This window comes from Terriglobia bacterium (assembly GCA_020073205.1).
In the GTDB taxonomy this organism is placed as follows: domain Bacteria; phylum Acidobacteriota; class Polarisedimenticolia; order Polarisedimenticolales; family JAIQFR01; genus JAIQFR01.
On the sequence record JAIQFR010000045.1, the window covers coordinates 24,641 to 33,431 of the forward strand.

General features: G+C 72.8%; 8 protein-coding genes. 2 read left to right on the forward strand and 6 right to left on the reverse strand.

From position 1 onward, the window contains the following. The first annotated feature begins 1 nt into the window (after nt 1). Both LAO51_11100 and LAO51_11105 read left to right on the forward strand, forming a co-directional pair. Nucleotides 2-631, forward strand: a complete 630-nt coding sequence (locus LAO51_11100; protein ID MBZ5639285.1) for a hypothetical protein — start codon at nt 2-4, stop codon at nt 629-631. Then, entirely contained in the window at nt 628-1,272 is a 645-nt protein-coding gene (locus tag LAO51_11105) for a phosphoribosylanthranilate isomerase (GenBank protein MBZ5639286.1), read from the forward strand. Before LAO51_11100 ends, LAO51_11105 begins: the two co-directional genes overlap by 4 nt. A gap of 3 nt (nt 1,273-1,275) precedes the next feature. On the opposite strand, the gene LAO51_11110 is transcribed toward LAO51_11105, so the two are convergent. From LAO51_11110 to LAO51_11135, 6 genes are all read right to left on the reverse strand, one after another. Continuing rightward, nucleotides 1,276-2,256 (reverse strand): ABC transporter permease, encoded by a 981-nt coding sequence (locus LAO51_11110; protein MBZ5639287.1) that lies wholly within the window; start codon nt 2,254-2,256, stop codon nt 1,276-1,278. Further along, nucleotides 2,253-3,245: an ABC transporter permease gene (locus LAO51_11115; protein ID MBZ5639288.1), complete on the reverse strand. Its 993-nt coding sequence runs from the start codon at nt 3,243-3,245 to the stop codon at nt 2,253-2,255. The genes LAO51_11110 and LAO51_11115 overlap by 4 nt, the downstream gene beginning before the upstream one ends. Nucleotides 3,246-3,249: 4 nt before the next feature. Further along, nucleotides 3,250-3,702, reverse strand: coding sequence for a YkgJ family cysteine cluster protein (locus LAO51_11120; GenBank protein ID MBZ5639289.1), 453 nt, complete (start codon nt 3,700-3,702; stop codon nt 3,250-3,252). A gap of 214 nt (nt 3,703-3,916) precedes the next feature. Next, nucleotides 3,917-7,906, reverse strand: a complete 3,990-nt coding sequence (locus LAO51_11125) for a HAMP domain-containing protein (GenBank protein MBZ5639290.1) — start codon at nt 7,904-7,906, stop codon at nt 3,917-3,919. A 19-nt stretch (nt 7,907-7,925) separates the two neighbouring features. Next, a complete protein-coding gene (locus tag LAO51_11130) occupies nt 7,926-8,414 on the reverse strand; it encodes a hypothetical protein (protein ID MBZ5639291.1) in 489 nt (162 codons plus the stop codon). Nucleotides 8,415-8,480: 66 nt separating this feature from the next. Beyond that, nucleotides 8,481-8,791: response regulator (locus LAO51_11135; GenBank protein MBZ5639292.1), on the reverse strand; the 311-nt coding region annotated here is incomplete at its 5' end.

Consider the following 8,791-nt stretch of genomic DNA (forward strand, 5'->3'; position numbering starts at 1 on the left):
GATGCGAATCCCGTTGCGGCTCGTGCTCGCCCTGGCGCTGGTCCTCGGCGCGGCGTCGTGCGCCGAGCGGCGCGTGGCCCCCGGCGAGAAGGTGGACCTCAGGGGGCTCGACCGGAAGTTGTCGACCTTCGCGTTCATCGAGGAAGGGAAGCTCGTGTCGTTCATCGTCGACACGAAGCCGACTCGCTACCGGGAGCAGGGAGGCTACATCCCCCTGGAGATCTGCGTCGCGAACCGCGGCCTCAAGAAGATCTCCCTTTCCCGCGAGTCGTTCACCCTTCGGGACCAGGAAGGAAACGCCTATCCTTGCGCGGAGCCGAAGGAGCTGATGGACGGCTACGAGTTCCTCGACCTCGACCGCCAGCTGGCCGAGCTGAACGAGATCGTGTTCAACCGGTTCGGCGCGTTCGTCCAGTACCCGAGCAAGTTCAGTCCGACCCGCCTCGCGCCCGCGAGCACGCTGGACTCGACACTGGTGCGGGACACGCTGGGGCTACCCAAGTTCGGCTACATCGTGGACTACATCTACTTCCAGCGGCCGAAGACCGGGGTGGTGGGGAAGCGATTCGAGCTGTTCATGCGGGCTCCGGAGCTGCCCGACCCGGTCTTCGTGAAATTCGCGGTCCAGTGAGCCGCGTCCTCGTCAAGGTCTCCGGGATCACCGAGGAGCGCGACGCCATCGAGGCGGCGCTCCTGGGCGTCGACGCCCTCGGGTTCCACTTCTCGGGAGAGCGCGGGCGATGCATCGACCCGGAGGACGCGCGCCGGATCGTGGAGCGGCTCCCCGCGTTCCTCGCGAAGGTGGGGGTGTTCGCCGACGCGCCGCTGATCCGGGTCCTCGAGATCGCGAGGAAGGTGGGGCTGACCGCGCTCCAGCTCGACGGCGTCGAAACTCCCGCCTACTGCGAGTCGCTCCGCCCGGCCGCCTGGTACAAGACGCTCCGGATCGGTCCCGCCTTCACGGGTGACGCGTTCGAGGGGTACGCCTGCACCACGTTTCTCCTGGACTGGTCCCGCGCCGGCGGGAGGCCCGGAGACGCCGGGGTCCCGGGATGGCGGCACGCGCGAGCGTTCTCGGTCCACGGCCGGATCCTGCTCTCGGGCGGACTCGATCCCGGGAACGTGGAGGCCGCCATCGTGGAGGCCCGACCGTACGGGGTGGACGCGACGTCGGGCGTCGAGTTCGTCCCGGGGAAGACGAACCTCGACCGTCTCGAGGACTTCGTCGCGGCGGTCCGCCGCGCCGAGCGGCGGTTCGACGAGCCGGGGTAGGAGCTACGCCCTCGTAGCGGTCTTGGGATCGATGCGATCGCGCAGCCCCTCTCCGACCGCGTGGACCGCCAGCACGGTCGCCGCGATCGCGAAGCCCGGAAGCGTCGCGATCCACCACGCGCCGAGGAGGGTGTCGCGCCCGTCGGCAATCAGGTTCCCCCAGGACGGCATCGGGCGAGGCACGCCGAGCCCCAGGTACGAGAGGGAGGACTCGAGGAGGAGCGTGCTCGCCACACGGAGCGTCCCCTCCACGAGGAGCGGCGCGGCCGCCCCGGGAAGCAAGTGCAGCAGCGCGAGCCGCGCCCGCGACGCGCCGGCCGCCTCCGCCGCCCTCACGAAGTCGCGTTCGCGAAGGGACAGGATCTCCGCCCGGACGAGCCGCGCCGCGGCCATCCAGGAAGTCGCCGCCAGGACCAGGACGGTGCCAGAGAGCGATGGCCCGTACAGCGCGACCAGCAGGAGCAGGAAGAACAGGCGCGGCACCGACAGGAACACGTCGGCGACCCGCATCAGCAGGCCGTCGGCGACGCCTCCGAGGAGGCCGGCGGCGAGCCCTGCAGCGGCGCCGATCGTCACGGAGAGCAGCGCCGCGAGCAGGCTGACGAGAAGCGAGACCCGCGCTCCGTACAGGAGCCGGCTCAGGAGGTCCCGCCCGAAGCCGTCGGTCCCCAGCGAAAACCGAGGGCGGGCATGCCAGTCGGCGGGAGCCGGTCCGGCGAGGGCCGAGGGCGCGAGTCGCTCCCACGTCGCCCCTCGCCGCACGCTGACCGAGCCGTCGGTCTCGGCGCGCACCTCATGGGCGTAGAGGAGCCCGCCCCCCGCGAGCCGCACGGCGTCGACCCGGGAGAGCGGTGGCAGATCCCTGAGCACGAGGCCGTCCGGCTGGGCCGCAGGGTCGCGAAGGTGGAGGATCGGCGCGAGGGCGGACGCGGCGACGACGGCCGCGAGGAACCCGGCGCCCAGAACGCGCCCGGTGAGCCTCACCGGCCGCCCCCGGCGCGGCCGGCCCTTATCCGCGGGTCCGCCGCCGCCATCGCGAGGTCCGCCGCGACGTTCCCGGCGATGACGAGCACCGCGGACAGGAGCGTCGCGGCGAGGACCACCGGCACGTCCCGCGCGAGGATCGCCTCGAACGCGAGCCGCCCCATCCCGGGCCATGCGAAGACGACCTCGGTCACGAGCGAGCCCGAGACCAGCACAGGCAGCGAAAGTCCCAGGAGCGTGATCGCGGGAAGGAGCGCGCTCCGGAGCGCGTGCCCCAGGAGGAGCCTGCTCCCGCCCACGCCCCTCGCGCGGGCGGCCCGGACGAACTCCTCTCCCAGCGTGGCGAGGATCCCGGAGCGCACGAAGCGACCCAGCGCCGCCGCCGAGGTCAACCCGAGTATCCCCGCCGGTAGGGCGAGGTGCCACGCGAGATCCAGAGCGCGCCGGAGCGGCGCCCACGTTTCGGCGCCGACGGAGTGCGTGGCGCCCGGCGGGAAGAGTCCGAGGCCCAGGGAGAGCGCGAGGATCGCCATCAGCCCGACCCAGAAGGCGGGCAACGAGTACAGGACGAGGCCGACGGCGCCGAGCGCGCGGTCGGGCCAACGGCCGTGCCAGCGCGCCATCGCCACGCCGAGCGCCGTCCCGGCCGCGAGGTGGACCAGGAGGGCCGCTCCCGCGAGGAGGAGCGTGGCGGGTAGCGCCTCCCCGAGGACCCGCGTCACCGGACGCCCGCGCGAGATGGACCATCCCAGCTCGCCCCGGAGCGCCACGGCGCCGAGCCAGCGAAGGTAACGTTCGACGGGAGGTCGATCGAGCCCGTACGCCGCGACGATCCTGGCCCGCACCTCCTTCGGTACGGGGCGGTCCCCGCCGAGGAGGTTCGCGGCCGGGTCACCCGGCGCGGACTCGACCAGGACGAAAACCAGGGTGAGGACGCCCAACAGGGTCGGGATCGCCGCGAGGAGCCGCCGGGCGAGCAGCCGCGTCATTCCTTCACGGCTCGGGCTTCCTGGCCGTCACGGAGCGGATCGTCGCGACCCCGTGAAGGTCTCCCTCGCCGATGCCGGGGCAGAAGTCCCGGAGCCGCTCCCACGCCGTGCGGCTCCTGACGTTCTCCCGCCAGAAGGGGAACGTGCGGCACTGGGTCGGCCGGGCCTCGTACACCGAGCACGCGGTACCGCGGAGGAACGGGCAGGACGGTCCGTCCATGCGCAGGATCACGTACCCGTCGTCCTCGGCGGCGTGCTTCTCCAGGAACGATTCCCCGTCGAGGTGGAGGTGCGCCGCGAGCCGGACCACGTCGTCCGGGTCGAGGTACACGAAGTCGTACTCGCCGTGGCGCGTGCAGCACTTGCCGCAGTCCGGGAGACAGGCGAAGCGCAGCCCCTCCGCGTACCAGGGATTCCGCGCGGTGGAGCGACGGGGAGGATGCGCAGCATCAGTCATCGCCAGGAGTATAGCGTGGGGCTGCCGCCGGATCCTCCCCGTTTTGATGGGTCCATTCGCGGACTCCCTCGCCACCACGGGGTGAGCCGCTGGCTCGTCGGTGCGATCGCCATCGAGATCGTCGCTACCTCGAGGTCGATCGAAGCCCCACTAACTGAACCCATCAAAGCGGGGAGGATCCGGCGGGAAAACAAGCGGGGAGGATCCGGAGGGACTACGCCGCCCGCAGCCGGATGTGGAACGCCGTTCCCTCGCCCTTCACGCTCTCGACCTCGATGGTGCCGCCGTGGGCCTCGACGGCGCGCCGCACGATGGCGAGGCCGAGCCCCGTGCCCGACGATTTCGTGGAGAAGTAGGGTTGGAACAGGTGGCGCCGCGCCGAGGGATCGAGGCCGGTTCCCGTGTCCTGGACGGTGAGCGTGGCTCCGCCGCCCGGGGAAGGACGAACCGCGAACGTCAGCGTCCCGCCGTCGGGCATCGCCTGGAGCGCGTTCTCCACCAGGTTCACGATCGCGCGGCCGAGGGCCCTCCGGTCCGCGGCGATCCGGGGCGCCGGCTCGAAACGCTCCTCCACGGTGATCCCCGGCGGCCTGCCGGAGCGGTAGGTCGCCGCGATCTCGCCGAGGAACGCCACGGGGTCGATGGCCTCGAGACGGAGCGTCGGGAGCTTCGCGTAGCCAGAGAAGTCCGCCGCGATCTCCCGCAGCGCGCGGACCTGTTTGGTCACGTTGTCGATGCACGCGTCGATCTCGGGCGAAGGCTGGGGCAGACGCTCCCGCAGGAGGCGCGTCAGGTGCTCGGCGGAGAGCTGGATCGGCGTCAGCGGGTTCTTGATCTCGTGGGCGATGGCGCGGGCCATCTCGGCCCAGGCCTCGAGCTGGTTGCTCCGCATCAGATCGGTGACGTCGTCGAGGAGCACGAGGGCGCCCGGCGGGCCTCCGGACGGGTCCGGCAGATCGACGCGGACCAGACGGAGCCTCAGGGGCTTCCCCGCGCGAACGAGATCGACCTCGACGGGCTCGCCCGGGGCGGGGGACGGGGCCGCGAGCGCCGCCGCGAGGGGCGCGAGCTCCGGGTCGCGGCCGACCGCGGCCTCGAGCGTCTCCCCGATGCGCGGCGGCGGGCCGGACGGCGGCGACAGGAGCGTCACGGCCGCGGGGTTCAGGGTGACGACGCGTCCGGCCGCGTCGGTCGACGCGACCCCGGCGGTCGCGTGCGTCAGCAGCGCCTCGATGTAGTCCTTTCGCGCCACGAGGTCGGCGCGTTGGGCCGCGAGGGCCGCGGCCATCGTGTTGAATCCCTCCACGAGGCCGGCGACCTCGTCACGGGTTCTCGCGCGAAGTCGCAAATCGTAGTCGCCGGCCGCGATCCTCGACGCGGCGCCCACCAGCTCCCGGACCGGCCGGGCCACGGTCCCCGCGATGACCGCCGCCGCCGCCGCGAGGAGGCCCGCCAGGACGACCGTGGCGAGCAGGAGTAGCTCCACGATGCGAGCGACCGACCGCGCGACCCCCTGCTGCTGCAAGACCACCGGCACGGCCACCACGGTCCCGCGGTCGGGGCCGGCGAGGTGGACGCGGGCGTAGACGGTGGGGATCGGGATCGGGCCGGACTCGCTCTGGCGGAGGAGGAACGGGAGGCCGCCTCGCACGACCCGGCGGTCGACTTCCCCGGGAAGACGCGGGAGCAGGAAACCCGAGGCGAACAGCTCGCGGCGCGACGTCGCGGCGAGCTCGCCGTTCTCGTACAGGTGGATGTCCTGGCCGACGATCCGGCGCAGCCACTGGAGGATCTCGTCGTTGATCCCCGTGACGGGGCCTTTGCCCTCCGCCTGCACCGCCACCCAGTCCGCCACCACGCGGCTCACGATCCGCGCGAGGTGCGCGGTGGACTCGACGAACCCGGCGTCCGCCCGTCGCTCGATGGTCCCGCGCACGAAGACCGCGAGGCCGAGGAGCGGGAGGATCGAGGCGAGGAGCAGCGCGGCGAGGAGCTTCCGGTAGAACGACGACCTCAGGCCGTCCAACAGGAGCCGGACCCCTCCGCCCCGCACGAGATACGGCGCGGCCGCGAGGGCGGCGAGCAGCGCGAGGGAGAGGATCGATAGCCGCACCATGGCGCCTAGCTCGTCGAGGACGGTCAGCTCCGGCAGCAGCAGGACGTGGAGCCGCCCCGCGGCCGGCAGCGGGAGGGCGAGGTACGGTTGTCCTCCCACCTCGATTCCCACCGTGCGTCCGGCGCCTCCCGCCTCGCGGAGCGCGCCCTCCGCGGCCGGTGGCTGGTTGAGCGTCGAGAGCAGCACGGTGCCGTCCTCGGCGTACAGGATGTAGTCCGGGCCGCCGGTGGCCTCGCCCGCGACGAGGCGCGCGGCGCCCGGGCCGAGCGCCGACAGGAACGTCAGGGAGGCGGGAAGGAACGGCAGGTTGTCCGGCTCGTCCAGGACGTGGCCGACCACCGTGCCGATCCGCGCCTTCCTCGAGTCCAGGATCGGAGCCTCGGCGTGGAGCAGACGCTGCTTGATCGCGCCGAGCGGGGACCCCTCCTCGCGCACCGAGACCGCCGCCTGACCCTCCGCCGCGGGAGGTTCCTCGGAGAGCTGCGGCAGATCGAACCCGAAGTGGCTCCGCCGCTGGCCGGTGGCGTCGTAGACGTCGAGCGAAGACTTGTACCCGGCGTGGAACAGGTCGCCGTCGACCCAGACGAGGTAGGCCGCGTACTCGTCGCGCGGGGCGTTCGGACCCGAGACCGCCTCGGCCGTGACGTCGGATTGCGCCGCCTCCCTGACCGCCGCGAGGAGCGCCAGTCGCCGCCTCGGCGACTGCTCGACGACCTGGGGCGCGAACTCGGACCGCAGCCTCTCCCTTGCTGCCCGGTCCGCGGTTTGGAGGAGCGCGGCGCTCGCGATCACGACGATCGGGAGCGCCGCGACCGCCACCGCGAGCCGCGGCGCCCGGGCCGCCCGGGCGCCGCGGTGGGCGACGAAGGAAAGGGCCAGGAGCTCCGCGGCGCCGAGGATCGCGAGACCGAGACCGAGCAGGAGCAGGACCTGCCCGGGCGAGCGGGGGAGCGCGTCGAAGTGGAGCAGGGGAACCCGGGCGTCCCTGGCGAGATCGGCCGACAGCATTCCGACGAGCGCCGCGAGCACGAGGGCTGAAGCCAGCGAGGCCGCCATCGCCGAGCGCGGCCGGGTCGCCGCGGCGTCTCGGAGCGCGCGCTCGAGCGCGAGCACGACGAGAAACACGGCGAGGCTGGTCAGGACGAGGTCGGCGGGCGAGCCGAGCAGGCCGAACCCCTGGGCCGAGCCGAACACGCTGGCGGATCCCATCTCCCGCGGCAGGAACTGGACCGTGACGCGGGAGAGCAGGAGGGCCGTGCGTCCGGCCGCCACCGCCACGATCGCCAGGACCGCGCCGCGTCGCGGGCTCGTCCGGAGCCCGTCGGTTAGGCCGGCCGCGAGCAGGCAGAACAGGACCGCGGCGGCCGCGCCCGCTAAGGAGCGGCGCTGCGCCGCGCGGTGAGCCGATGGCACCTCCTCCAGCTTCGCCACCGCCAGCACGTCGCCTCCGGGCGAGCGGAGCGGCTGGTAGATCGTCGCGACCGGGCCGCCGCGGAAGAGCGGGCGGCCGTCGCCGATGGCTTCCGTGGGATCTCCGCGGGGCTCGTCCACGTCGCGGAAGTCGACGGACCTGAGAGGGCCCGAGGCGAGCGACCTCGGCAGGAGAGCGGAGAACCGGAGATCCTGCTGCGGCGAGTCCAGGAGGTAGGTGGCGGCTCCGGCGCGCCCGGCGAGGTCGTGCGCGGAGGCGACCACGAGGCGCCGGCTGAGCCCCTCGACCTGGATCTCCCAAACCGGTCCGGAGCCCGTGACGGGAGGCCGCAAGCGGTCGGGGCGCCCCTCCCACGAGACGTACGCTCCCGTCGCGTCGAGGAGCCCGACCCCTTCGAGCCGTCCCGCGAGCGGTCCCGATCCCGACGCTTCCCAGGCCGCGGCGGGAGAACGGTCGAGCGCGACCCGGGCGCTCTCGGCGGCGGCGGCGAGGATCTGCCGGAACAGGACGTCCAGCCTGCCCGCCTGCGCCAGGAGATCGCGCTGCACCGCGTCCGGGTCCCGGTCGAGCGCGACGCGCGCGGCGATCTCTCCTGCGAGGAGGAGCGCGAGAGGCAGCCCGAAGAGGAGCGCGACCCTCCCGAACCGCCGGATCATTCGCCGTTCCGACTCCCGCTCATTCGAGGGTTTCCTTGATCTCCCTGACCACCCAGTGGTCGTCCTCGGTCTGGAACGAGAGGTGGATGCCGAGACGGACCGGCCGGCCCTCGCGGTCGGTCAAAACCGCGCGCGCGCGGGCCAGCGCGTTGGTCTTCCCGTCGGACTCGAGGCGCAGCACCTCGAACGAGCGGACCGAGCCCTGGGAGAGGAAATCCGCGATGAGCGCTTCGACCTGGCTCGCGCCGAAGTACCCCTCCTCGGGGACCAGCCGCGACACGGCGAGGTGGATCTTGCCGCTGGACGGGAGGATGGGTCGGAGCCTGGACGCCTGGCCGCTGGTGAGAGCCTGTCCGAAGAGGCGAGCCGATCGCCGGGCCTCCTCCTCTCCGGTGGCGGCGAAGCCGGCGGATGCGGCGGCCAGCGCCACGAACAGGAGGACGGCCGTCAGCCCCCGCCGGAGCGCCACGTGCACCGAATTCCGGCGGCTCCGGGAGAAGAGGCTCACGCGAATCCTCCTCGGCGAGGATAGGTTGCGGAAGCTCCCGGTGTCAAACCGGCGGGCGCTCGCTCCTCAAGCCGGCCGGTAGGCGTCCAGGAGCTCCCGGGCCACGCTGCGGAGGAGGCTCAGGCTGAACGGCTTCGTGATGAACCGGTCGACGCCGAGGTGGGTGAGCCGTTCGGGGTCGGCGCTCGGATCGGAGGAGAGGCCGATGATCGGGATCCGGCTGCCGGGAAAGATCTCCTGGATCTTCTCGATGAGCGGCACGCCGCCTTCCGCGTCGGCCATCCGGAGGTCGAGGACGAGGAGATCCGGTCTCCGGTACCTCAAGGCCTCGATCACGGTGCGCGACGAGTCCGCCCGGAGGACCCGGTAGTCGTCCA

What these genes read in the sequence shown, in the direction of transcription:
- LAO51_11100 (MBZ5639285.1), top strand. Translation starts at nt 2, where the DNA reads ATGCGAATCCCGTTGCGGCTCGTGCTCGCCCTGGCGCTGGTCCTCGGC.
- LAO51_11115 (MBZ5639288.1), bottom strand. Translation starts at nt 3,245, where the DNA reads ATGACGCGGCTGCTCGCCCGGCGGCTCCTCGCGGCGATCCCGACCCTG.
- LAO51_11120 (MBZ5639289.1), bottom strand. Translation starts at nt 3,702, where the DNA reads ATGACTGATGCTGCGCATCCTCCCCGTCGCTCCACCGCGCGGAATCCC.
- LAO51_11125 (MBZ5639290.1), bottom strand. Translation starts at nt 7,906, where the DNA reads ATGATCCGGCGGTTCGGGAGGGTCGCGCTCCTCTTCGGGCTGCCTCTC.